We start from the raw sequence: 23,756 nt of genomic DNA, 5'->3' as shown, positions 1-23,756 counted from the left end.
CGGCCGCCGGTGCGGCGTCGCCGCCTGCCGGCGCGGCTTCACGAGCGATGCTCAGCTGGTCGCCGTCGACGATGAAGCAGCACACGGCCTCGATGTCTTCCGGCGTGCAGGTGCTGTCCACCCACACCGTCAGCACGCCGTTGGCGCGTTCGCTTGCCTTGACGTTGCCCAGGTTGCCCATCTCTTCGAGCAGGGACGCGGCGTCCTTGTCCGACACCTTGGTGATGCGCACGCGCAGCGGCAGGCCGTCCTGCGAACCGGACGCCGCGGCCGGAGCCGCCGGCTCGGCGGGCGCGGCCGGCGCGGGCTGGGGCGCCTGCTGCACCGGGGCGGGCGCCGGCGCCGGCGCGGCGGCCGGCGCAGCGGGCGCGGGTGCAGCAGCGGCGGCCGCGGCGGGATCCTTATGCTCCAGCGCAAGCTGCCTCAATACGGCGCAAATACGCTCAAACACGGCGTCATCGGGCTCTTCGGAGGCCCGATAGGCGTCCAGTTGGCTTTTGAGCACGTCTTTCGTTTCCAAGAAAATATCAATCATGTCCGTGCGCAGCGCCATTTCGCCACGCCGGATCGCGTCCAGAAGGTTCTCAAGCAGATGGGTCGTGCCCGCCAGCTGGTTGAAACAGCCGAACGTCGCCGCACCACCCTTGATCGAATGCGCCGCGCGAAAGATGGCGTTGAGCTGCTCGATGTCGGGCGAGCCCACATCGAGCTCGAGCAACAGCTGCTCCATTTGCGCAAGCAGTTCGTCCGCCTCGTCGAAAAAGGTCTCGTAAAACTGACTGAGGTCCAAACCAGAACTCATGACCCGTACGCCTTTCTAAATGAACCTGCTACGCGCCGGCCTGCTCGTCGAGCAGCTCGGTCGCCAATTCCACCAGCACATCGGGATCCACCGGCTTGGAAAGCCAGCCGCAAACGCCCAGATCCCGGGCTGCCATCTTGCTGTCCACGTCGTCCTCGGTGGTCAGCACCAGCACCGGCACATCCATGTACCGGTCCTCTTCGCGCAACCCCTGGATCAACTCCAGACCGCCCTTCACAGGCATGTTCCAGTCGCTGACGACCAGGTCCACCGGGTTGGCCATCGCCACCTCGAGCGCTTCCTGGCCATTGCAGGCCGTCAACACCTTCCAGCCTGCGCCGGTCAGCGTCGCCTGAACGATCATCCGCATGGTCGTGGAATCGTCCGCCACGAGTATCGTCGCCGTCATTGCTGTCGAACCCCTTCAGCGGGCGGGGTGTTCACCGCCTCGCCCTGCTTGGTTGCCGTTGCGGCCTTGCCGGCGGCTTGCACCGCCTGCACGGCCGTTCCCACCTCGCGCGCATCCTTGGCGCTCAAATCCGCGGCTGCGGCGTTCTCGCTCTCGATGCGCTTCTGGGTGCTTTGGTTGAGCACCACCAGGCTGATGCGTCTATTAACGGCTGCATACGGATCATCTTTAACCAGACTCATGCTGGAAGACAGACCCTGGATGCGCATGACCTTGCTTTCGTTCATGCCGCCCGCCACCAGTTCCTGGCGCGAGGCGTTCGCCCGGTCGGCCGAAAGCTCCCAGTTGCTATAGGCTCGCTCGCCGCGCGCATACTGCGACGCGTCGGTATGACCCGAGATGCTGACCTTGTTGGGCAGTTCATTGAGCACCGGCCCCAGCTCGCGCAGGATGTCGCGCATATACGGCTGCACTTCGGCGCGGCCGGTCGCGAACATCGGACGGTTCTGGTTGTCGATGATCTGGATGCGCAGGCCTTCGGTCGTCAGGTCGATGAGCAGCTGCGGCCGGAAGGATTTCAGGACGGGGCTGGTCTCGATGACGTTCTCGAGGCGCTTCTTGAGGTTTTCCAGGCGATGCTGCTCGCGGCGCTCGGCGTCGCCCATGGGCTGGGATTCGACCCGGTTGCCCTGGCCGCGGCGGACGTCGCCTTCGCTGCGCAACGGATCCTGCCCGCCGCCCGGCACGGCGCTGGTTTCGGCCGAGCTGCTGGGCCCGCCCGTGATGGCGACGCGCAGCGGCATGCGGAAGTATTCCGCAATCCCCTTGAGTTCTTCCTTCGGCACGATGCTGACCAGCCACATCACCAGGAAGAACGCCATCATCGCCGTAATGAAGTCGGCGTACGCGATCTTCCAGCTGCCCCCGTGGTGCCCGCCGCCCTTGACCTTCTTGCGGCGGATCACCACACGGTGATTATTTACCGTGCTCATGGCCCGCTCCGTCAGGCCTTGCCGGTCGACTTGGTCTGGCGCACGTGCTCTTCCAGCTCACCGAAGGTGGGCCGGACCGCCGAGAACAGCACCTTGCGGCCAAATTCCACCGCAAGCTGAGGCGGATAGCCGTTCATGCTGGCCAGCAGCGTCGTCTTGATGCACTCAAGCACCTTCATGGCCTCGTCCGTGCGGCGCTCCACGCGGGAGGCCAGCGGACCGACGAAACCATAAGCCAGCAAAATACCCAGGAACGTGCCGACCATGGCCTTGGAGATCAGGTCGCCCAGGATGGCGGGCGGCTGGTCCACAGCCGCCAGCGCCTTGATCACGCCCAGCACTGCGGCCACGATACCGAACGCAGGCAAGCCGTCGGCCATCTGCTGCAGCGCATGAGCCGGCACTTCGCGCTCGTGGCGGTAGGTTTCGATTTCCTCGTCCATGAGCGTCTCGATTTCAAACGAGCTCATGTTGCCGCTGATCATGATGCGCAGGTAGTCCGTGATGAACTCCATGAGCTTCTCGTCTTTGGCGATACGGGGATATTCGCTGAAGATCGGGCTGGAGCCCGGATCCTCGATGTGCGATTCGATGGCCATCAAGCCTTCGCGGCGCGCCTTGTTCAGCAATACGTACAGGAGCGCCATCAGCTCCATGTAGACGTCCTTGCCGTAGCGCGAGCTCTTGAGCGCGTCGGGGAGCGCCTTCTTGACCAGCATCAGCGACTTCTTGCTGTTGCCCGCCAGGAAAGCCCCGAACGCCGCGCCGAAGATCAGCGTCAGCTCGAAGGGCTGGTAGAGCGCGCCCAAGTGTCCGCCCAGCGCCATGAAGCTGCCGACGACCGACACGATCACCACAAGAAAACCGATAACAATCAACACAACGGGCCCCTGCCAACGAAGTCTATAACTTGCGTCAATGATCCCCTGTCCCCCCTGCCCCAAAAAGGCGGGTTAGGGGGTGTTTTCCAGGGCTTTTGATGTATTTGGACGCCCGATCAGGTCGGAGCGGCGGTCGCAATGGGGGCTGCACGGGTGCCGGCACGTGCCTTGGCGGCCGCGCGCGTCTTGCCCGCGCGGGGTGGCGGACGGCAGATGGCACACACAAAATCCGATTGGGGATCATGGGCATGGGCAATGAAATGGCCGCCACACTGCCGGCACGCAGATAGCTGCAGCATGCCGCTGTCGAAGAATCGCACCAGCATCCACGCCCGGGTAAAGCTCAGGACGGGCTCGGCATCCGCGGCTTCCTGGCCCGCGTTTTCGAGATACAGGCGATACGCGTCGATGGTGGCGCGTATGCCTTTGCTGGTGGTGCGCGTATTCAGAAACGAATACACGTTATAGAAGAGAGAGGAATGGATATTCGGCAGCCAGGTCATGAACCAGTCGACCGAAAAAGGCAGCATGCCCTTGGGTGGCGAGCAGCCGCGGATCTCGCGATACAGGCGGGCGAGGCGATCGTGGCTGAGGCTGGTTTCAGCCTCAAGCACCTGAAGGCGCGCGCCCAGCGTAATCATGGAGCTGGCAAGCAGGATGTCGTCCGCTTCCTGGGAAACGCTCTTGGAGGCCATGACAGGTGTGTCCGAGTGGGATTCGCGGGCCGTCAGGCCAGTTCTTCGACAGGCTGCTTGGCGAGCAGGATGGTGGCGTGGGCTTGTTGCAGCGCACCACCCAACACATCATGGGTCAGCGCCGACAGCAGGCTGTAATCATCGAAACGGAAGCGGCAGAGCAGCGAGCTGGAGCTGGCCAGTTTTACCAGTTGCGCCGGCGAAAGGCGCATGAGAATGTCAGCGACTTCATTGCTGAACCCCAGGCGGAACATCGATGCGGCATAGTCATCACGCAACATCCGCTGAGCCAGTAACAAATATGACAGATTCACTTCGCGAATATCTGCCAGCAAAGAATTTTCTACTTGTTGCACGCCGTACTCCCTATCCCTATCCCACCCGAGGGGCTTGATTACTCATAGCGCAGGCAACGTGTGTTGCCTGTCCGCTCGCTGCATCCTGTTTTAATGCGAAATGTATCATTTGTTCGCAATTTAAGTAAAATTTACCACAGGTCATGTCATTTTCTATGACTTATATGACAAATCTTTGTTGATGTTGCGCAACGTGCCTTTCTAGACACACCTTGACATACAAGTTCGTGACAAATTTTGGTCAATTTGCCAAATAAGCATTCAAAACGTTGCGTACTTCCTGAAATGAACGGCCGCCCATTGCCGACAATGCCATCTTGACGATTCCCTAGATTCGCCCGCATCACCGTAGCCGCGCTTGTCGACAATGTCGCAAATTGACAACATCGACCGCGCTTCACGATCGACTCCGCCAGAATTCCCGCAATGCCCCACGCAGATGACAGCCTGGTCGAATATGCGCCGCTAGTTCGGAAGCTGGCCCTGCAATTGCTCGCCCGTTTACCCGCCAGCGTCGAACTCGATGACCTGATACAGGCCGGCATGATCGGCCTGCTCGACGCCGTCCGCCGTTACCAGGAAACCGCGGACGCCCAGTTCGAGACCTACGCCACGACGCGCATTCGCGGCGCGATGCTCGATGAGCTTCGCGGCCAGGATTGGCTGCCGCGCAGCGTGCGCACGAAAGCCCGCAAGATCGAACAGGCGATCCAGTTTCTGGAACAGCGTTTGATGCGCGCGCCGACCGAAGCCGAGATCGCCAAGCAGCTAGAGCTGCCGCTGGATGAATACCAGACGCTGCTGCACGACGCACAAGGCGTGCAGATCGTTCACTACGAAGACTTCACCACCGAGCCCGATTCGGCATCGGGTCAGGCGGACTGGTCCGCCACGCTGAATCACGGCGCGCCCAGCGGCAATCCGCTGGACTCGCTATTGGCCGGCGACTTCCGGCAGGCCTTGGTTCACGCCATCGACGCCCTGCCCGACCGCGAAAAGCTGTTGCTGTCGCTGTGTTACGAGCAGGGGCTGAACCTGAAGGAAATCGGCGCGATCATGAATGTGACCGAGGCGCGGGTGTGCCAATTGAGGTCGCAGGCGACGGCGCGAATCCGGGCAAGGTTGAAGGATCAGGCCTGGCAGGAATTGCCGCAGGAAGGGCAGATCGCGCAGATCATCTGATTTTCCCCCGCGGCGGAATCGGGCTATTTTCAGCCGGCACGGATTCAGGGGGAAAATCGGACCTTGTTCATGCCTTCCGGGTCGCAACGGGGCTGCTAGCCTTTCGGTCTAGCCCACAAACTTGTGCGCCGCGAACCGCGAGAGCCTCGCAGTGCACCACGACCCTCCCGGAATTTCGCCATGAGCGCACCCGACCGCTTGACGCAGGCCATTTCTGACGCCTACGACGAAACCCCCTATCTTTCCCTGCCGTTTTCCTACACGGCGCCCGGCAGCCTGCGCGCCGTGGCGCACCTGTATGGCATTTCCGCACCTGAATTGAATCGCGCGCGCGTGCTGGAACTGGGCTGCGCGGCGGGGGGCAATCTGCTGCCGTTCGCGATAGCGTATCCCGATGCCCGCGCGGTCGGCGTCGACCTGTCGCCCCAGCAGATCGAAGCGGGCCAGCGCGCGGCAGAGGCCGCCGGCGCACGCAATCTCGATCTGCACGCCATGAGCCTGACGGACATCACGCCCGAGTTCGGCACGTTCGACTTCATCATCTGCCACGGCGTCTTCAGCTGGGTGCCGCCGGAAGTGCGCGACGCGATCCTGCGCATCTGCAGGGAGAACCTCGCGCCCGAGGGCATCGCCTATATCAGTTACAACACCTACCCGGGCTGGAAGGCGTCGGATGTCCTTCGCGACGCCATGATGCTCAACAGTTTCGGGGCGCAATCGCCGCAAGAAAAGGTGGCGCGCGCCAAGGAGATGCTGAACCTGATTGAAAACGGCCTTTGGGAAAATAATCCCTTGCAGTCGGCGCTACGGCATTCCGCCCAGCAGTTGCGGGGGCAAAGCGATCACTACCTGCTTCACGAATACCTGGAAGCCGTCAACACGCCCTGCTATTTCCTGGAGTTTGCCGCCGCAGCCCAGCAGGCCGGCTTGGCCTACCTGACGGATGCCGAACCGCAATTATCCTTTCCCTCGACGTATGGCTCTCGGGTTGCGCTGGGCCTGAATGGGCTGGCAGTGAACGCCGGCCGCGAGATGCGCGAACAGTATCTGGACTTCGCCATCGGCCGCTCGTTCCGCAAGAGCCTGATGATTCACGCCGAGCGGGCCGACGCAATCCTTGAGCAGCCGGAGGGCAGCGCTTTCACAGGCATGCACCTGGCGGCCGACCTGCGCCTGCAGGCCGGCGCCGCGGCGCCTGCGCAGCAACGGCAGTACCTCACGGCGCGGGGCGCGACACTGACGTCGCACGACCCGATTGCGCATACGCTGATGGACCTGCTGGGCCAGTCCTGGCCGCAGTCGGTGTCGTTCGAAGCCATCCGCGAGGCCGCGAGCAAGCATGCACCCGCCGCCACGCAGGACGAGATGACAGCCGCGTTGCTGGCCCATGTCATCGCGCTGGTGCAATCGAATGCGCTGTACTACCGCCTTGAGCCCGCGCAATACCAGGCCCCGCAATCCAAGCCGGTGCTCATCGCGGGCGCCCTTGATCTGCTGCCCGAAGCCATCCGCCAGAACACACAGGTCAGCCTGCACAATCTCTGGCACCAGGGGGTCACGCCGCCGGCCGATCCGCTGAGCCGGCACATCATGACCTTGATGGACGGATCCCGAAGCGCGATCGAACTGCGCAGCGCCGTGCGTGATGCGCTGACGACCGGAAAGCATCCGCATCCGAATGGCCAATCGTATAAGGGCGCCCGCAATCTGGAGCCCGTCGCCCAGGAATTCTTGAATTCCCTGCTGGCTGAACTGCGCCGCAGCGGCCTGTTGCTGAACTGAGTGCCGTGCCCCCTGCCGGCTCGCCCAGAGGGCGCCGGCAGGAAAACCAGGCGTCCATCGGCCAAATTTACGATTGCCAAAAAAAAAACCTAAAGATTGATTTTGGACTGCCGTAATCCTGGCAACGGAGAAATTCGAAGACACAAGTCAAAGAATTCTTCCCGTTACAAAGATGGGCGGCCCCGCTGCCCGGTTTGAAGAAGCCTTTCTCTCTTGGGAGCCTAAACATGGCTGCAGTCATCAATACCAACTACTTGTCGCTCGTTGCTCAGAACAACCTGAACAAGTCGCAATCCGCCCTCGGTACCGCCATCGAACGCCTGTCGTCGGGCCTGCGCATCAACAGCGCCAAGGACGACGCCGCCGGTATGGCCATTGCCAACCGCTTCACCGCGAACGTCAAGGGCCTGACCCAAGCCGCTCGTAACGCCAACGACGGCATCTCGCTGGCTCAGACGACCGAAGGCGCCGCCTCGGAAGTCAACACCCACCTGCAACGCGTTCGCGAACTGTCCGTGCAAGCCGCCAACGGCAGCTACTCGCAAGAACAGCTGAACTCGATGCAAGACGAAATCAACCAGCGTCTGTCGGACATCGATCGCATCTCGCAACAAACCGACTTCAACGGCGTGAAGGTTCTGTCGGATTCGGCCAAGCCCCTGACGCTGCAAGTCGGCGCCAACGACGGCGAAACGATCACCCTGAACCTGACCGAAATCAGCGTCAAGACCCTGGGTCTGGACGGCTTCAACGTCAACGGCTCGGGCGTGACCCAGAACCGTTCGGCCACCGTGTCGGATCTGCAAGCTGCTGGCGGCACCGCCGTTGGTAACGACTGGACGGTCACGACGACGCACGCTGCCGCCACCGCCGACCAAACGTTCGCCAAGCTGGAAAACGGCAACACCGTCAGCGTGGGCACCGGCGCCACCGGCGTCACCTACACGTACGACGCTGCCAACAAGAACTTCACGTTCACCGACAAGTCGGCTTCCAACGCTGCTGCCGTTACCGCCCTGGCCACCTCGCTGCGCCCGGCCACCGGCACCGTTTCGGCCACCTACACGCACAGCAACGGCTCGGCTTCGACCTCGTTTGACGTCGACGCGACCGGCAAGGTCACCATCGGCGGCCAAGACGCCTACCTGGACGCCGCTGGCAACCTGACCACCAACAGCTCCAGCGCCACGGCAGCTACGCTCGACTCCGTCATGGCTGCAGCCTCGAACGGCAGCGGCGGCGCCGGCAACTCGTCGGTCTCGATCGGCGGCAAGACGTACCAGAACACCGGCACGGCCAACCAACTGACGTTCACCAACACCATCGCTTCCGATGCGCTGCTGGCCAACGTCAAGGCCGACGCAACCGCCGGCAACGTGATCATCAAGCTGGGCCAAGGCATCACCAGCGCCAACGTCACGTTCACCAGCGGCAAGTCGACCGACACGTACGTCGACGACAAGGGCACGTTCACCACGACCAAGACGTACGACACGACCTACACCGTTGACCCCAACACGGGCAAGGCCACGGTCAAGAGCGGCACGGGCACCGGCGACTACGAAGCTCAAGTCGGCAAGGAAGCCAAGGTCAACAGCTCCGGCAAGCTGACCACGGAAGACACCAGCAAGGGCACGAAGACGACCGATCCGATGAAGACGCTGGACGCCGCCTTCACGAAGCTGGACAAGCTGACCGGCGAACTGGGTGCTGTGCAGAACCGTCTGGAATCGACGATCGCCAACCTGAACAACGTGGTCAACAACCTCTCCAACGCTCGTTCGCGTATTCAAGACGCCGACTACGCCACGGAAGTGTCGAACATGTCCAAGGCTCAGATCCTGCAACAGGCTGGCACCTCGGTTCTGGCGCAAGCCAACCAAGTGCCGCAAACCGTGCTGTCGCTGCTGCGTTAATTCTCAGCAAGCAGTACGAACAGCCAGGAAAGCCACGGCTTTCCTGGCTGCAGACCGGGCAAGATCCTTCGCGCCTTGTCCGATCGCCCCAAAAACCCGCTCCTGGCGGGTTTTTTTTCGTCTGCCGCACGCGGGACGCTTTGGGGAAAGTGGCGCTGAATTCCGACGCTGATTCGCGGAATGAACGGAGGTGGCGGTTCGTAGAATTGCCAGATTCCTCGTACTCCGGGCCCCGCGCCTGTCCGTCACCCGCATCCATGTCGACTCCGGCCTACCATCACCGCCAGGCAACCGCCGAACCGGGACTTCTGGCGACCAGCCACTCCCCCTTGAACCTGCAGGCCACCGCCTATCTTTATGGCGTCGAAGCGCCGGCGCTGGACAAGGCGCGGGTGCTCGGCGTGGGCTGCGGCACGGGCAAGGGCCTGTTTCCCTTCGCCTTGGCCTACCCCGAGGCGCGCGTCACGGGCATCCACGCGTCCGAACCGGTCATCGCCCAAGGCAGGGAGATGGCCACCGCGCTGGGCCTGACGAATGTCCAGTTGCTGGCGCAGGACTATGCCGAACTGGATCCGGGGACCGCCCCGTTCGACTACATCATCGTCACCGGCCTCTACAGCTTTTTGCCGCCCGACGCGGCGCAAGCCTTGCTGCAACGCTGCGGCCAGCTTTTGTCGCCCAATGGCATCCTGTACGTGGACTACCACGTCTACCCGGGCGCCAAGGCCCAGGAAGTCGTACGCGACGCCATCCTGCTGCACGCCCATGCCGCGCAGACCGAAGATCAGTTCCGCGCCAGCGCGCTGGCCGCACTGACGCTCTTCAAGGAAGGAATTGCGGGATTCAACCCGATCGGCAATCCCCTGGCGGTGGCTGCCGCACAATTCCAGCGCGCCTTTGACGGCCGGACGCAGGACACGGTGGCCCCCGTTGCCAGCAACCCCTGCTACTTCGTCGAGTTCGCAGGCCGCGCGGCCGAGGCCGGACTGGGCTACGTGGGCGATGCCCAACCCCTGTCCGAAATCGCGCTGCACATGGGTCAGAACGTATCGCTGACCCATAGCCTGCTCACGATGGGCCAACCGGCCAGCGTCAGACAGCAATACCTGGACTTCGCGACCGGTCGGGGATTCCGCCAAAGCCTGTTCACCACCCAGGCCGCCGCCGAACAGCTGCAGCCGCGCGCGGACCTGAGCCGGTTCAAGGACCTGCGTTGGGCGTGCGGGGCGCAACGGCTCGCCGCCAACGGACAGGAAGTCGGCGCAACCTATGTGAACCACCTGGGCCGCGGCCTGGTGACCACGGACGCGCACATGGTCAAGCTGATGGACACGCTTGCCCATGCCTGGCCGGGTTCCCTGCCCTATACGACGTTGGTGGCCGTGCTCATGCACGCGGAAGGGCTGGACGACGGCGCCGCGCGCAAGCTGCTGGACAAATCCCTGACCACACTGATCGAGCACGATCTGGCGCATTTCTGCCTGGATGCGGGCCCCTACGACCGTGAAGACAATGCACAGGTCCGTCCGGTTGCCTGCGTGAACGTGGCGCTCTCCGAAACGTTTGCGGACGGGGTTCCGCTGCGCTTTAACCTGTGGCACGAACCGGTCAGGCTGATCCTGACGCCCGACTTCCAGACCATGGCGGACCGGCTGGCCCAAGGCCTGCCGCTGCTTGAGGTCAGCACCGCCCCCGAATCCGCGGATGAAGGCATTCCGCGCGACACCTCCGGCCTGCTGGAACTGCTGGGATTGCTCAAGCGCTACGGGCTGCTGCAGGGTTCGGCGACCGCGTGGGCCGCGCGCCTGAACGAGGCGCTGACGGCAAGCCAGGGCGACGCGCAGCTCTTTGGGCTGTACGCCGGCGCCCTCGCACGCGTCAGCCTCAATCAGCGCATTCTGGCCGCCGGCTCGATGGCGGGCGGCCTGCCGCCCGCGGCCGCGTCGCTTGCGATGCGCATCCAGGACCTGCTGACGGAACGCCAATTTGACAAGGCCGAAGGCTTGGCGAGGCAGCTCGCCAAGACCGTGCCGGGCGCTTCGGCCGCGTGGGAGCCCCTGGCCGTGACCCTGTGCAATTCCGGCCGGTTCCGCCAGGCGCTTGCACCTGCGCTGAAGATGCTTGAACTGGCGCCTGCGCGGGCACAGAGTTACATCGTCCTGTCGTCCTGCCTGACAGCGCTGACCCGGACGTCCGAAGCCATCGGCGTCGCACGCCGGGCCGTGGAACTTGCGCCTCGGGATGCGTCCACGCATGGTGTGCTGGGCGATGCGCTGTGCTCGGAACTTCGCTACAAGGAAGCGCAGGCTAGCTGCCTGACCGCGCTGTCGCTGGATCCCTATCAGGAAAAGGCCCGGACGAACCTGGGCAAGATCCTCCTGGACCGGGGCGATGCCGAAGGCGCCGTGGCGGCGGCGAAGGCCGCGGTGTCGCTGGCCCCCAAAGCACTCATCGCGCACAACAACCTGCTGTTCTCGCTGAATTATTCGCCCTCCGCGAGCGCGGAAGAAGTATTCGAGGCCTATCGCCAATTCAATCAGGTCCATTGCGAGGGCCTGCGCTCGACGTGGCGTCCGCATGCCAATCCCCGCGATGCGCGGCGCCGCATCCGCGTAGGCTACGTGTCTCCGGACTTCCGCCAGCATTCGGGCAACAATTTCATCGAGCCGCTGCTGTCCAATCACGACCGCGAGAACCTGGAATTGCACGCCTATGCGGAATTCGTCGCGGAAGATCCCGTCACGACCCGCTTCAAGACCTATTTCGACGCCTGGACGCCCACCGCGGGCATGAGCGATGCGGCGCTCGCCGACCGCATCCGAGCGGACGGCATCGACATCCTGATCGACGTCGCGGGCCACACGGGCGGCAACAGGCTGGGCGTCTTCGCCCGCAAGCCGGCTCCCATCTCGTTGACCTGGCTGGGCTTTGGCTACACCACGGGCCTCACCGCCATCGACTACATCATGAGCGATGAAGTGATGGCGCCCACAGGCAGCGAAGCCCTGTTCTCCGAAAAGCCATGGCGGCTGCCCGACAGCAATTTCGTCTATCGCGCAGGCGCGGGCATGGGCGATTGCAACGACCTGCCGGCAAAGAAGAACGGATTCATCACCTTCGGCAGCCTGACCCGCGCGATCCGCATGAACGACAAGGTGGTCGGCGTGTGGGCCGAGATCCTGCGCCGCGTGCCGCAGTCGCGCCTGATCGTCAATAGCAGAAGCTACAAGGACGGCCCGATGCGCGAAGAGCTGGCAAGCCGCTTTGGCGCGCACGGCATCGCGCGCGACCGTCTGCTGATCGGCTGGGACAGCCCTCCGTGGGACATCCTGCGCAGCATGGACATTGGCCTGGACTGCTTCCCCCACAACTCAGGCGTGACGCTGGTCGAGACCCTGTACATGGGGGTGCCTTACATCACGCTCGCCAGCCGCCCCAGCGTCGGACGGATCGGCAGTTCGATCCTGCATGGCATCCAACGGCCCGAATGGGTCGCGCAGTCCGAAGTGGAGTACGTGGAGAAAGTCGTCGCGCTGGCCAGCGACCTGCCCGCCCTGGCAAGCATCCGCGCCGGCCTGCGCGACGAAATGCATGCCAGCCCGCTGATGGACGAACCCGCCTTCGCGCGCAAGTTCGAAGGCGCGCTGCGCGAAATGTTCAAGAACTGGTGCGAAACCCAAGCATGAAAGCAATCATCCTGGCCGGCGGCCTTGGCACCCGGATTTCCGAAGAGACCCACACGCGTCCCAAGCCGATGATCGAAATCGGCGGGCGGCCCATCCTGTGGCACATCATGAAGACCTATTCCGCCCACGGCGTGAACGACTTCGTGATCTGCTGCGGATACAAGGGCTACATGATCAAGGAGTACTTCGCCAACTACTTCCTGCACATGTCCGACGTCACGTTCGACATGGCCGACAACCGCATGGAAGTGCATCAGCGCAAGGCCGAACCGTGGCGCGTGACCCTGGTGGACACCGGCGAGAGCACGATGACGGGCGGCCGCTTAAAGCGCGTGGCCGACTATGTGAAGGAAGACGAGGCGTTCTGCTTCACGTACGGCGACGGCGTGGCCGATATCGACATCACCGCCCTGCTCGCGTTTCACCGCAAGCATGGCAAGGCCGCGACGGTCACGGCCGTGCAGCCGCCGGGGCGCTATGGCGCGTTGCGCCGCGAAGGCGATCAGGTCACGGGCTTTGCGGAGAAACCGCGCGGCGACGGCGGTCTGATCAACGGCGGCTTCTTCGTGCTGTCGCCCAGCGTCCTCAAGCTGATCGTGGATGACGACTGCACGTGGGAACTGGGTCCGCTGGAAACGCTGAGCCGCGAAGGCCAGCTGCACGCCTACGAACACCTGGGCTTCTGGCAGCCCATGGACACGCTGCGCGAAAAGAACCTGCTGGAATCCCTCTGGAGCACGGGCAAGGCGCCATGGAAAGTCTGGTAACGCCCAGCGCAGGATTCTGGCGCGGCAAACGCGTGCTGGTGACCGGTCACACCGGCTTCAAAGGCGGCTGGTTGGCGATCTGGCTGCAGCGGCTGGGCGCGCAGGTGACAGGCATTGCCCTGCCGCCGTGCACGCAACCCAGCTTGTACGAGGCCGCCCGTGTCGGCGACCTGATCGACAGCCGCCATTGCGACATCCGCGACGCCGCCGCACTGCGCGAGCAGGTGCTCGCCGCCCGTCCGGAGATCGTGCTGCATCTGGCCGCGCAGGCGCTGGTGCGCCCAAGCTATGCGCAGCCTGTAGAGACGTTTTCCGCCAACATCATGGGCACCGCCCATCTGCTGGATGCCCTGCGCGCCACGCCCTCGGCCCGGGTCGCGGTCATGGTCACGACCGACAAGGTCTACCGCAACAACGAATGGCCCTACCCGTACCGCGAGAACGACGCATTGGGCGGACACGACCCTTACAGCGCCAGCAAGGCGGCCAGCGAGCTGGTCATTGCGTCCTATCGCGACGCCTTCCTGCGCGAGCAGGGCCTGGCCGTGGCCAGCGCGCGCGCGGGCAACGTGATCGGCGGCGGCGACTGGTCGGCTGACCGCCTGCTGCCCGATGCCGTGCGCGCCTGGCAAGGCGGCGGCGATCTTCATGTGCGGCGGCCCCAATCGGTGCGCCCGTGGCAGCACGTGCTGGAACCGCTTGCCGGCTACCTGACCCTGGCGGAATCCTTGTGGAACGCGCCTGACCTCGCGGATGCCTATAACTTCGGGCCCGATGCGGCCGAAGCGGCGTCCGTGCGCACCGTGGTGGATCTGGCCCAGGCCGCGTATGGCAAGGGCCGCGTGGTCTATGCCGAGCAGATCGAAGGCCCCCATGAAGCTGGGCTGCTGACGCTGGACACGTCCAGGGCGCGCGCCGTGCTGAAAGTGGCGCCCCGATGGCCGCTGGCGCAGGCGGTCTCGCGCACCATGGACTGGTACCGGCGCTTTGACGCGGGCGAGGACGCGCTGCCGCTCTGCCATGCCGATATCGACCAGTACGAGGCGCATCCATGAGCCTGGGCGTTCTCGACACCCCGATTTCGGGCCTGAAGGTCGTGCAGCGCCATCCGCGCGGCGATACCCGCGGATTTCTGGCGCGGCTCTTCGATGCATCCGATCTGGCCGCGTGCGGCTGGACGGGGCCGGTCGCCCAGGTCAACCACACCTACACCGCGCAGGCCGGCACCCTCCGTGGCATGCACTACCAGTTGCCGCCCTTTGCAGAGATGAAGCTCGTGAGCTGCATCCGGGGCGTGGTCTGGGACGTCGCCATCGATCTGCGGCAGGGTTCACCCACGTTCCTGCAGTGGCATGCGGAACGCCTGTCAGCGGACAACGGCCGCGCGCTGCTGATTCCCGAAGGCTTCGCTCACGGCTTTCAGACGCTGAGCGACGACGTGGAAATGCTGTACTGCCACTCTGCACCCTATGCCCCGCAGGCCGAGGCCGGCCTGCATTTCCAGGAGGCCCGCGTCGGCATCTCCTGGCCCGCCCCCCCTACCCTCGTGTCCGAGCGCGATCAGCAACACCCGCGCCTGGACGCTGCTTACTCTGGAGTCGCACTGTGAAGTGCCGCCATTGCCAGGCCGAACTGCGCCTGCCCTTTCTCGATCTGGGCCACGCCCCGCCGTCCAATGCCTACCTGAGCGAAGCGGCGCTGCGTGGTCCGGAGACCTGGTTTCCCCTGCGCATTCTCGTGTGCGAATCCTGCTGGCTGGTCCAGACGGAAGACCACGCGGGCCGCGAAGCCCTGTTCACCGACGACTACGCCTACTTCAGCTCGTTCTCGTCGTCGTGGCTGGCGCATTCGCGCCGCTACGTGGACGCGATGATCGGCCGCTTCGGCCTGGGCACGGACAGCATGGTCGCCGAGATCGCGGCCAACGACGGCTATCTGCTGCAGTACGTCAAGGACGCCGGCATTGCCTGCTACGGCGTGGAGCCCACGGCCAGCACCGCGCAAGCGGCACGCGACCGCGGCATCGACATCGTGCAGCGTTTCTTTGGCGTGGAGCTGGGCGACGAGCTCACCGAATCGGGACGCGCCGCGGACCTGATCGCCGCCAATAACGTATTGGCGCATGTCCCGGACATCAACGACTTCGTGTCGGGCTTTGCCGCGCTGCTCAAGCCGCAAGGCGTGGCGACGTTCGAATTTCCGCACTTGCTGCGCATGGTGCAGGAAGGCCAGTTCGATACGGTCTATCACGAACACTATTCCTACCTGTCGCTCACGGCGGTATCGCGCATCTTCACGGCCAACGGCCTGTCTGTGTTCGACGTGGAGCACCTGAGCACGCACGGCGGCAGCCTGCGTGTCTTTGCGCAGCGGCTGGACACGGGCAAACACGAGACTCGCGCCGAAGTCGCGCGCACCCTGGACGAAGAGCAGCGGGCTGGCGTCGCCACACCGGAGTTCTACGCGTGCTTCCAGCAGCAGGCCGAGCGGGTCAAGAACGACCTTCTGGCGTTCCTGGTCGAACTGCGCCGCGGCGGCAAGCGCATCGCCGCCTACGGCGCGGCGGCCAAGGGCAACACGCTGCTGAACTTTGCCGGCGTGCGCCCCGACCTCTTGCCGTACGTGGTGGACCTGAACCCCGCCAAGCAGGGCAAGCACCTGCCCGGCAGCCATATTCCCATCGTCGCCGAAGCCCGGCTGCGCGAGGACCGGCCCGAGTACATCCTCATCCTGCCCTGGAACCTGAAGACCGAGGTGTCGGAGCAGCTTGCCTACGCCCGCCATGATTGGAACGCCAAGCTGGTCACGGCGATCCCGTCGCTCTCCATCGACAGCGGTCCGCACGCATGAATCACCGGCCGGTCACCGTTCTGGGCGCCTCGGGCTTCATCGGCCGCCACCTGGTCGCGCGCCTGCGCGCCGATGGCGTCGCCTGCGACGCGCCGCCGCGCCAGGATGCGGGCCTTTTCAGCCGGCCGCTGGGACACGTGATCTACGCCATCGGCCTCACGTCGGACTTTCGCAGCCGTCCGCTGGATACCGTGGAGGCCCACGTCTGCCTGTTGCGCAGCCTGCTCGCGCACGGGGATTTCGACAGCCTGACCTACCTGTCCAGCACGCGCGTGTATTCGGGCGCCGTCAGCACGCGCGAAGACGCGGCGCTGCGCGTCAATCCGAACGACCCGAGCGACCTGTACAACCTGTCCAAGCTGATGGGCGAATCGCTTTGCCTGCATGGCGGACGGCCGGCCAAGGTGGCGCGCCTGTCCAACATCGTCGGCCTGCGCGATACGCCGGACAGCTTCATCGACCAACTGCTGGAGGAAGGGGCGCGCGACGGCCGCATCACGCTGCGCACCGCGCTGGAATCCCGCAAGGACTATCTGCACATCGACGACGCCGTGTCGCAGATCATGGCCATCGCCCTGTCCGACGCGGCCGGCATCTTCAACGTCGCGCACGGCGCCGGCGTGGAGAACCGCGAGGTCGCCGCCTGCGTGCGGGAGGTGCTGGGCTACCCGTTCTCGGTGGCTCCCGATGCGCCGGCGTGGGCGTTCGACGACATCGACGTGCAACGCACGCAAGCGCTTGTCCGCCGGCCCCCGCGTCCGTTTTCCGAATTTTTCTCGAATTTTCTAGCGCAGTACCGCCTGCACAAAGGAATCTGAATGTCCTACCTTGAAACCACGCCCGACGCGCACCCGGAATACCGCCAGGAGAAGGAAGCCCGTATCGCCGGCTTCGCCAAAGACCAGGAGTTCCGCGAGCTGTCCATCGCCTGGCGCCAGATGGCGCTGGAACGCAAGTACATGAACAACTTCTCGTGGGCTGGCCGGCCGCTCATCCAGCTGCCGATGGACGCCATGGCGATGCAGGAACTGATCTGGGCCGTGAAGCCGGACCTCATCATCGAGACGGGCATTGCCCACGGCGGTTCGCTGATGCTGTCGGCATCCATGCTGCAACTGCTGGGCGCCGGCGACGTGGTCGGCGTGGATATCGAAATCCGCGAGCACAACCGCAAGGCCATCGAGGCCCATCCGCTGGCCAAGCGCATTCATCTCATCGAGGGCTCCAGCATCGACCCGGCAACGATTGCGCAAGTGCGCGCGCATGCCGAAGGCAAGAAGAACATCATGGTGTGCCTGGACTCGAACCACACCCACGACCACGTGCTGGCTGAATTGAACGCGTACGCGGATCTCGTCAGCGTGGGAAGCTACTGCGTCGTGTTCGACACCTTCGTGGAAGACATGCCGGCCGACTACGAATGGCCGGGCCGCCACTGGGGCAAGGGCAACAACCCAAAGACCGCCGTTTGGGAATGGATCAAGCAGCACCCCGAGTTCGAGATCGACCGCTCGGTCGAAGACCGCCTGCTCGTCACGTCGGCGCCGGACGGCTTCCTGCGCCGCGTGGCCTGATCGCGCCACGGTCTGACAGCATGATCCACATCGATCCCACCGCGCGCGTGTCCAAGCTTGCGGATATCGAGGATTCGACCCGCGGCACCCGCATCGCGGTAGGACCGCGGGCGGTGATCGACGCCTTCGTGAAAATCAAGCCCGCTGGCGGCTCGGGCGATGTCGAGATCGGGCCGGAATGCGTCATCAATTCTGGCTGCGTGCTCTACACCGGCAACGGCATCCGCATGGGCGCGCGCGTGGCCGTGGCCGCCAACTGCACCTTTGCGCCAGCCAACCACGAGTTCCGCCGCCGGGACCTGCCCATTCGCGAACAAGGCTTCCGGCCCAGCAAGGGCGGCATCGTGATCGAGGACGACGTCTGGATCGGCGCCAACTGCGTGCTGCTCGATGGCGCAATCCTTCGCCAGGGGTGCGTCATCGCAGCCGGCAGCGTCGTGCGCGGCGAGGTCGAAGCCTATTCGATACAAGGCGGCAATCCGCTCAAGCTATTGGGACGACGCGAAGCAACGGGCGGCTGACGCCGGCGACCCGCCCCCCCGCGCATATTTTCTCGAAGCGCCCCATTTTCCGTCCTATTCCCCGGTTGCCCCCTGCGGACTTGCTTCATAATTGCCACCGCAGCTTTGTATCCATATTTTTCACCCGATGACCGCCACGCCTCCAGATCCACTCGCTACGCAGCACGACGGCACTCCGGATCCAGACGGCCAGGGGCCGGCGGACACGCGGACCCAGCGCCTGCAGGAAGAAAACCGCGCCTTGCGCGAACTGCTGGCCGCGCAGGTGCACGCGTCGCTGCCGCGGCAGGACCCGGGCTGGGTCCGGCGCCTGGGCTGGTGGCTGATCTCGGCGCCCGGCGCGGCGCTGGTCGGGTGGCGCAGCCTCTTCGGGCGCGACGATGGTGAACCCATCACGCGCCGCAGCGTGGGATGTGCGGCGGTGACCGTGATCTATACGCTGGCCATTTATGGCGCACTGGTGCTGCTCGTCGTCTCTTGGAATTCGCCCAACACGGCAACGTCGGGCTCGACGGCCGCCAGTCCGGTGCGCGTGCCCCTGACTCCCCAGCCGACCCAGCCGCCTGAATCGGATGCGGCCAACAAGCGCGCCGCGCCGGCGCCGGAGGGACGCCAAGAGGAAAAGGCGACTGATTCCGCGTCGGATCGGCCAGCGCCGGACGCCTCCTCTTCCGCGGCAGACCAGCCTGAGACGGACGCTGCTGCTTCCCCGTCGAATCAGGCCGCGCCGGCTTCTTCAGCGCCAGATCGTGCCGACGCGGCTCCTTCGGCGGCGGATCGTGCTGCCCCGGCGGCCGCTTCCGCCGAGCCGGCTCGCGCCGCGGCCTCCCCATCATCTTCGGAACGCACGCCCACCGGTCCGCAGCCGTCGCTGCGCATCACTGTGATCCCCGCGCCGGACCCGATGGCGTGGGTCGCCGCGCTGGATGGCGAACTGGAACGGTGCGCGGAACTGGGTTTCTTCGAGCGTCCCGAATGCGCATGGGCAGCGCGCAAGCAATTCTGCGAACCCAATCAAGGCTGGGGTAACGTGAAGGAATGTCCGGCGCAGCCTTAGTGCGCCAAGGCCGTTCATGGCACGGCGCGCCCATAACCCGCAGAGGCCGGCATGTCACATGCCCGCCACGTCCTCGCGCCACAATGCAACACGGCCCGCGATCATTGCGAAATGTTTTGCATCATTCGAACGGCGTGCCCCATAATGCGACTTGCTTCGGCCGTTGACCCGGCCTCACATCACCAGGACACCTAGACCATGGATGCTTCCGTCAACAACACCGTCAATTCCGCCCTGGCCCTGCGCGACGCGAATCTCATGATGGAAGTGCAGGCATCGGTCACGAAAAAAGCGATCAACGCGCAAGCCGACTCGGTCGCCACGCTGCTCCAATCGCTGCCGGTGCTGGCCATCGACGGCACGCTGGGTTCGCGCATCAACACCCACGCCTGAATCCCTGCCGCGCGGCAATCAGCCGCAACGCACTGAACGAAGATCAGCCGCCCACGGGCGGCTTTTTCGTGGCCCGACTGGACGGGCCGGAGATTCAGACATCTGCGCCAAAGCTCGTTTTTCGTAGCCGTGGACGCTACGTCGCTTACCCCACGGTGCCCCTTCAATCCCCCGGCTTGCGCCCCAACCCCACAAGCAGCTTCGCCAGCAACCCGTCCAGCTGCGCTTGCTCCTTCTGCGTCAACGATGCCAGTGCCTGCTGCTCATTCGCCACGTGCAGCGGCAGCAGCTTGTCGATGAGCGCCAGGCCGGCCGGGGTAAGCCGCACGAGCGTGCTGCGCCGGTCGTTGGGTGATGGCACGCGTTCGATGAGGCCCTTGCGCTCCAGGCGGTCCAGGCGGCTGGTCATGGCGCCTGACGACAGCATCAGGCCTTCATGCAGGTCGGTGGGCGTCATGGCGTAGGGGCTGCCCGACCGCCGCAGCGTGGCGATGACGTCGAATTCGCCTTGATGCAGTTCGAATTGCGCGGCCAGGGGCAGGAACCAGTTGCGCTCCAGCAGATGCGTGGCTTGCAGCAGACGCCCCACCAGCGCCATCACGTTGGCGTCGATGTCGGGCCGCTCGCGCTGCCATTCTTCCTGCGCGCGCCTTGCACGGTCGTTCATGGTTGTCTCGGCGTAAAGCTATTTGCGTTGGCAGCAATGATATCCCGTTGCCGGACGCACGATGTCGTCTATATACTTCGACATCAAATAACTTGATGTCGAGATATCTATGACGCGCGTGAGGTTACGCCCCTTGTTTGCCATCGTCGCCATCGTGGCCGTGGCGCTGAACCTGCGGCCCGCCCTGGCCGCCATCGGGCCGTTGCTGGACATGATCCAGACGGCCTCCGGCGCAACCAATGCGCAGGCCAGCCTGTTGACCACCTTGCCCGTGTTCGTCATGGGCGTCTGCGCGCTGGCGGGTGCACGCATTTCGGGGTGGTTGAATGAGCGGATCGGGATCGCGCTGGGCGTGGCGCTGGTGGCCGTTGCTTGCGCGGCGCGCTTCGTCGGGACGCAGACCTACGGGCTGCTGCTGACGGCGGTGCTGGCGGGGGTCGGCATTGCGCTGGTGCAGACCTTGCTGCCTGCCTTCATCAAGCGCAATTTCGCGCATGACATGGGACGCGTGTTTGGCTTGTACACCACCGGCATCATGGCGGGCGCGGCCGTGGCGGCGGCCAGCGCTGCGGGGCTTGCAGACAGCTTCGGGTGGCCCGCCGCATTGGCCTTCTGGAGCGTACCCGCCCTGCTCGCACTGCCGCTGTGGCTCAAGGCCGCGCAAGGTCGAGCCGAAGCGACATCGCCCCTTCACCGCACGGCTCGCGTGGCGCCGCGCGGCTTCTGGCGCAATCTGCGGGCGTGGGAGCTGATGCTGTTCTTTGGCATCGGCACCGGGGCCTACACGCTGGTGCTGGCGTGGCTGCCGCCGTTCTATACCAGTCTTGGCTGGGAGCCTTCCGCCGCGGGCTTTCTGCTGGGCGGCCTGACGCTGGCCGAAGTGATGGCGGGTCTGGCCGTGTCGGCATGGATCGGCAGGTTTGCGGATCGCCGCAAGCCGCTGGCCGCCGTGTTGACCCTTCTGATCTGCGGACTGATATGCCTGATCCTGGCCCCCCTCAAGCTGGCGCTGCTGGCGTGCCTGCTCCTGGGCATCGGCATCGGCGCGCTCTTTCCGTTGTCGCTGATCGTGGCGATGGACCACCTGGACGATCCCGCGCAAGCGGGAATGCTGGCGGCTTTCGTGCAAGGCGGAGGCTACTTGATTGCGAGCTTCATGCCATTGCTGGCGGGCATCCTGCGCGATCGGTTTGCGAGTTTGACCGAGGCATGGATCGTGATGCTGGCCGGCGCGGTCGTGCTGCTGGCGCTGGCTATGCGGTTTTCGCCCGCCTCGTATCGGCGGATCGACGCCGGATAAACAACGCACGTATCCACAGCGCACGCATCCACAACGAACATACGAAAAAAAGCGCCGTCCCCTCAAAAAGGGGCGGCGCTTTTTGTTGCGATCGCGGCAAGCCGCGGCGCGTTACTTCTTTTTCATCGGCGGCAGGTCGGTGCAGACGCCTTCGGCGACTTCCGCGGCCATGCCCACCGATTCGCCCAGGGTCGGGTGCGGGTGGATGGTCTTGGCGATGTCGACGACGTCAGCGCCCATTTCCACGGCCAGGGCCAGTTCGCTGATCAGGTCACCCGCGTGGGTGCCCACGATGCTGCCGCCCAGGATGCGATGCGTCTCGGCGTCGAAGATGAGCTTGGTGAAGCCCTCGTCGCGGCCGTTGGCGATGGCGCGGCCGGAGGCGGCCCACGGGAACACGCCCTTCTCGATCTTGATGCCCTGCTTCTTGGCTTCGTCTTCGGTCAGGCCGACCCACGCCACTTCCGGATCGGTGTAGGCCACCGACGGAATGACGCGCGCGTCGAAGAAGGACTTCTGGCCGGCGGCGGCTTCGGCGGCGACGTGGCCTTCATGCACGGCCTTGTGGGCGAGCATGGGTTGGCCGACGATGTCGCCGATGGCGAAGATGTGCGGCACGTTGGTGCGCATCTGGCGATCGACCTCGATGAAACCGCGGTCGGTCACGGCGATGCCCGCCTTGTCGGCGCCGATCTTCTTGCCGTTGGGGCTGCGGCCCACGGCCTGGAGCACCAGGTCGTAGCGCTGCGGCTCCTTGGGCGCGCCCTCGCCTTCGAAGGTGACGTAGATGCCGTCCTTCTTGGCCTCGGCGCCCACCGTCTTGGTCTTCAACATGATGTTGTCGAAGCGGTAGGCGTTCTTCTTCTGCCACACCTTGACCAGGTCGCGGTCGGCGCCCTGCATCAGGCCGTCCAGCATTTCCACGACATCCAGGCGCGCGCCCAGCGTGGAGTACACCGTGCCCATTTCCAGGCCGATGATGCCGCCGCCGATGATGAGCATCTTCTTGGGCACTTCACGCAGCAGCAAGGCGCCGGTGGAGTCCACGATGCGCTCGTCCTGCGGCAGGAACGGCAGCTTCACCGACTGGCTGCCGGCGGCGATGATGGCCTGCTTGAAGCGCAGCGTCTGGGTCTTGCCGTTGGCGCCCTTGACCGTCAGGTGGTTGGCGTCGGCGAACTCGCCCACGCCCGTCACCACGGTGACCTTGCGGGCCTTGGCCATGCCGGCCAGGCCGCCGGTCAGCTTGGCGACCACGCTGTCCTTGTAGCCACGCAGCTTGTCCAGGTCGATCTTGGGCTCGCCGAAGCTGATGCCGTGGGCAGCCAGTTCGCGGGCTTCGTCGATGATGGCGGCGTTGTGCAGCAGCGCCTTGGACGGAATGCAGCCCACGTTCAGGCAGACGCCGCCCAGCGTGCTGTAGCGTTCGACCAGGACCACGGACAGGCCCAGATCGGCGGCGCGGAAGGCGGCGGAATAGCCGCCGGGGCCCGCGCCCAGCACCAGCATGTCGTATTCGCCGTCAGCCGAACCGCTGTAGGTGGCGGCGGCGGGCGCTGCAGCCTTGGCGGCAGGCGCGTCGGCCTCGGGGGCTTCCGGCTTGGAAGCGTCCTTGGCGGCCGGCTTGGATTCAGCCTTGGGAGCCTCTTCCTTGGCGGCGCCGGCGTCAGCACCCGAGGCCGCTTCCACTTCCAGCACGACCGCGCCTTCGGCGACCTTGTCGCCGACCTTGACGGCGATGGACTTGACCACGCCGCCTTGCGACGCCGGGATTTCCATCGAGGCCTTGTCGGACTCAACCGTGATCAGGCTCTGTTCCGCCTTGATCGTGTCGCCCACGGCCACCAGCACCTCGATGACTTCAACTTCCTTGAAGTCGCCGATGTCCGGCACTTTGATTTGAACGGTATTGCTCATAGGGCTCCC

General features: G+C 64.7%; 22 protein-coding genes. 14 read left to right on the top strand and 8 right to left on the bottom strand.

Going from position 1 to position 23,756, the window contains the following annotated elements; genetic code table 11:
* The 6 genes from KVT32_RS07435 to flhD all read right to left on the bottom strand — a co-directional run.
* Positions 1–802 (bottom strand): Hpt domain-containing protein (locus KVT32_RS07435; protein WP_217617919.1); only part of this gene is annotated, 802 nt, incomplete at its 3' end.
* Positions 803–830: 28 nt separating this feature from the next.
* On the bottom strand, positions 831–1,211 hold the full coding sequence (locus KVT32_RS07430; protein ID WP_056316568.1) for a response regulator: 381 nt from the start codon (positions 1,209–1,211) through the stop codon (positions 831–833).
* Positions 1,208–2,203 (bottom strand): flagellar motor protein MotB, encoded by a 996-nt coding sequence (gene motB, locus KVT32_RS07425; RefSeq protein ID WP_217617918.1) that lies wholly within the window; start codon positions 2,201–2,203, stop codon positions 1,208–1,210. Before motB ends, KVT32_RS07430 begins: the two co-directional genes overlap by 4 nt.
* A gap of 11 nt (positions 2,204–2,214) precedes the next feature.
* Positions 2,215–3,084, bottom strand: a complete 870-nt coding sequence (gene motA, locus KVT32_RS07420; RefSeq protein WP_062840907.1) for a flagellar motor stator protein MotA — start codon at positions 3,082–3,084, stop codon at positions 2,215–2,217.
* A 116-nt stretch (positions 3,085–3,200) separates the two neighbouring features.
* Complete coding sequence (flhC, locus tag KVT32_RS07415) at positions 3,201–3,779, bottom strand: flagellar transcriptional regulator FlhC (protein WP_056316560.1); 579 nt, start codon at positions 3,777–3,779, stop codon at positions 3,201–3,203.
* Positions 3,780–3,811: 32 nt separating this feature from the next.
* Complete coding sequence (flhD, locus tag KVT32_RS07410; RefSeq protein ID WP_006219025.1) at positions 3,812–4,135, bottom strand: flagellar transcriptional regulator FlhD; 324 nt, start codon at positions 4,133–4,135, stop codon at positions 3,812–3,814.
* A gap of 426 nt (positions 4,136–4,561) precedes the next feature.
* Here flhD and KVT32_RS07405 point away from each other — a divergent pair, with 426 nt between their 5' ends.
* The 13 genes from KVT32_RS07405 to KVT32_RS07345 all read left to right on the top strand — a co-directional run bounded on the left by KVT32_RS07405 (position 4,562) and on the right by KVT32_RS07345 (position 19,863).
* Positions 4,562–5,317, top strand: a complete 756-nt coding sequence (locus KVT32_RS07405; protein WP_056316558.1) for an RNA polymerase sigma factor FliA — start codon at positions 4,562–4,564, stop codon at positions 5,315–5,317.
* A gap of 180 nt (positions 5,318–5,497) precedes the next feature.
* Complete coding sequence (locus KVT32_RS07400) at positions 5,498–7,099, top strand: methyltransferase regulatory domain-containing protein (protein WP_217617917.1); 1,602 nt, start codon at positions 5,498–5,500, stop codon at positions 7,097–7,099.
* A gap of 227 nt (positions 7,100–7,326) precedes the next feature.
* Positions 7,327–9,015, top strand: a complete 1,689-nt coding sequence (locus tag KVT32_RS07395) for a flagellin (RefSeq protein WP_063953477.1) — start codon at positions 7,327–7,329, stop codon at positions 9,013–9,015.
* A gap of 257 nt (positions 9,016–9,272) precedes the next feature.
* Positions 9,273–12,701, top strand: coding sequence for a methyltransferase domain-containing protein (locus KVT32_RS07390; RefSeq protein WP_217617916.1), 3,429 nt, complete (start codon positions 9,273–9,275; stop codon positions 12,699–12,701).
* Positions 12,698–13,468 carry a glucose-1-phosphate cytidylyltransferase gene (gene rfbF, locus KVT32_RS07385; protein WP_217617915.1) on the top strand — a complete coding sequence of 257 codons (771 nt, stop codon included), beginning with the start codon at positions 12,698–12,700 and terminating at the stop codon, positions 13,466–13,468. The genes KVT32_RS07390 and rfbF overlap by 4 nt, the downstream gene beginning before the upstream one ends.
* Positions 13,453–14,523, top strand: a complete 1,071-nt coding sequence (gene rfbG, locus KVT32_RS07380; protein WP_175157285.1) for a CDP-glucose 4,6-dehydratase — start codon at positions 13,453–13,455, stop codon at positions 14,521–14,523. The genes rfbF and rfbG overlap by 16 nt, the downstream gene beginning before the upstream one ends.
* Positions 14,520–15,077, top strand: coding sequence for a dTDP-4-dehydrorhamnose 3,5-epimerase family protein (locus KVT32_RS07375; protein ID WP_152384164.1), 558 nt, complete (start codon positions 14,520–14,522; stop codon positions 15,075–15,077). The genes rfbG and KVT32_RS07375 overlap by 4 nt, the downstream gene beginning before the upstream one ends.
* Positions 15,074–16,318, top strand: a complete 1,245-nt coding sequence (locus tag KVT32_RS07370; protein WP_217617914.1) for a class I SAM-dependent methyltransferase — start codon at positions 15,074–15,076, stop codon at positions 16,316–16,318. The genes KVT32_RS07375 and KVT32_RS07370 overlap by 4 nt, the downstream gene beginning before the upstream one ends.
* Positions 16,315–17,136, top strand: a complete 822-nt coding sequence (locus tag KVT32_RS07365; RefSeq protein WP_152384162.1) for an NAD(P)-dependent oxidoreductase — start codon at positions 16,315–16,317, stop codon at positions 17,134–17,136. Before KVT32_RS07370 ends, KVT32_RS07365 begins: the two co-directional genes overlap by 4 nt.
* Positions 17,137–17,892, top strand: a complete 756-nt coding sequence (locus KVT32_RS07360) for a cephalosporin hydroxylase family protein (protein WP_152384161.1) — start codon at positions 17,137–17,139, stop codon at positions 17,890–17,892.
* Between the two features lie 20 nt (positions 17,893–17,912).
* Positions 17,913–18,413 (top strand): DapH/DapD/GlmU-related protein, encoded by a 501-nt coding sequence (locus KVT32_RS07355; protein WP_062840896.1) that lies wholly within the window; start codon positions 17,913–17,915, stop codon positions 18,411–18,413.
* 127 nt (positions 18,414–18,540) lie between these two features.
* Positions 18,541–19,470 carry a hypothetical protein gene (locus KVT32_RS07350; RefSeq protein ID WP_217617913.1) on the top strand — a complete coding sequence of 310 codons (930 nt, stop codon included), beginning with the start codon at positions 18,541–18,543 and terminating at the stop codon, positions 19,468–19,470.
* A gap of 198 nt (positions 19,471–19,668) precedes the next feature.
* Positions 19,669–19,863: a putative motility protein gene (locus KVT32_RS07345; RefSeq protein WP_056316520.1), complete on the top strand. Its 195-nt coding sequence runs from the start codon at positions 19,669–19,671 to the stop codon at positions 19,861–19,863.
* A 163-nt stretch (positions 19,864–20,026) separates the two neighbouring features.
* Here the strand turns inward: KVT32_RS07345 and KVT32_RS07340 are convergent, their stop codons facing one another.
* Positions 20,027–20,530, bottom strand: coding sequence for a MarR family winged helix-turn-helix transcriptional regulator (locus KVT32_RS07340; protein WP_152384159.1), 504 nt, complete (start codon positions 20,528–20,530; stop codon positions 20,027–20,029).
* A gap of 109 nt (positions 20,531–20,639) precedes the next feature.
* On the opposite strand from KVT32_RS07340, the gene KVT32_RS07335 reads away from it, so the two are divergent.
* Positions 20,640–21,830 carry an MFS transporter gene (locus tag KVT32_RS07335; protein WP_217617912.1) on the top strand — a complete coding sequence of 397 codons (1,191 nt, stop codon included), beginning with the start codon at positions 20,640–20,642 and terminating at the stop codon, positions 21,828–21,830.
* Between the two features lie 111 nt (positions 21,831–21,941).
* On the opposite strand, the gene lpdA is transcribed toward KVT32_RS07335, so the two are convergent.
* Positions 21,942–23,747 carry a dihydrolipoyl dehydrogenase gene (gene lpdA / locus KVT32_RS07330; RefSeq protein WP_217617911.1) on the bottom strand — a complete coding sequence of 602 codons (1,806 nt, stop codon included), beginning with the start codon at positions 23,745–23,747 and terminating at the stop codon, positions 21,942–21,944.
* Positions 23,748–23,756 lie beyond the last annotated feature (9 nt).

This window comes from Achromobacter sp. GbtcB20, from assembly GCF_019091095.1.
In the GTDB taxonomy this organism is placed as follows: domain Bacteria; phylum Pseudomonadota; class Gammaproteobacteria; order Burkholderiales; family Burkholderiaceae_B; genus Achromobacter; species Achromobacter mucicolens.
Note: the sequence above shows the minus strand (reverse complement) of the source record. Positions and strands in the feature narration are given on the sequence as shown.

Coding starts and splice junctions, on each gene's coding strand:
- KVT32_RS07430 (WP_056316568.1), bottom strand. CDS start 1,211: ATGACGGCGACGATACTCGTGGCGGACGATTCCACGACCATGCGGATG.
- motB (WP_217617918.1), bottom strand. CDS start 2,203: ATGAGCACGGTAAATAATCACCGTGTGGTGATCCGCCGCAAGAAGGTC.
- flhC (WP_056316560.1), bottom strand. CDS start 3,779: ATGGCCTCCAAGAGCGTTTCCCAGGAAGCGGACGACATCCTGCTTGCC.
- KVT32_RS07405 (WP_056316558.1), top strand. CDS start 4,562: ATGCCCCACGCAGATGACAGCCTGGTCGAATATGCGCCGCTAGTTCGG.
- KVT32_RS07400 (WP_217617917.1), top strand. CDS start 5,498: ATGAGCGCACCCGACCGCTTGACGCAGGCCATTTCTGACGCCTACGAC.
- KVT32_RS07395 (WP_063953477.1), top strand. CDS start 7,327: ATGGCTGCAGTCATCAATACCAACTACTTGTCGCTCGTTGCTCAGAAC.
- KVT32_RS07390 (WP_217617916.1), top strand. CDS start 9,273: ATGTCGACTCCGGCCTACCATCACCGCCAGGCAACCGCCGAACCGGGA.
- rfbF (WP_217617915.1), top strand. CDS start 12,698: ATGAAAGCAATCATCCTGGCCGGCGGCCTTGGCACCCGGATTTCCGAA.
- rfbG (WP_175157285.1), top strand. CDS start 13,453: ATGGAAAGTCTGGTAACGCCCAGCGCAGGATTCTGGCGCGGCAAACGC.
- KVT32_RS07375 (WP_152384164.1), top strand. CDS start 14,520: ATGAGCCTGGGCGTTCTCGACACCCCGATTTCGGGCCTGAAGGTCGTG.
- KVT32_RS07365 (WP_152384162.1), top strand. CDS start 16,315: ATGAATCACCGGCCGGTCACCGTTCTGGGCGCCTCGGGCTTCATCGGC.
- KVT32_RS07360 (WP_152384161.1), top strand. CDS start 17,137: ATGTCCTACCTTGAAACCACGCCCGACGCGCACCCGGAATACCGCCAG.
- KVT32_RS07355 (WP_062840896.1), top strand. CDS start 17,913: ATGATCCACATCGATCCCACCGCGCGCGTGTCCAAGCTTGCGGATATC.
- KVT32_RS07350 (WP_217617913.1), top strand. CDS start 18,541: ATGACCGCCACGCCTCCAGATCCACTCGCTACGCAGCACGACGGCACT.
- KVT32_RS07345 (WP_056316520.1), top strand. CDS start 19,669: ATGGATGCTTCCGTCAACAACACCGTCAATTCCGCCCTGGCCCTGCGC.
- KVT32_RS07340 (WP_152384159.1), bottom strand. CDS start 20,530: ATGAACGACCGTGCAAGGCGCGCGCAGGAAGAATGGCAGCGCGAGCGG.
- KVT32_RS07335 (WP_217617912.1), top strand. CDS start 20,640: ATGACGCGCGTGAGGTTACGCCCCTTGTTTGCCATCGTCGCCATCGTG.
- lpdA (WP_217617911.1), bottom strand. CDS start 23,747: ATGAGCAATACCGTTCAAATCAAAGTGCCGGACATCGGCGACTTCAAG.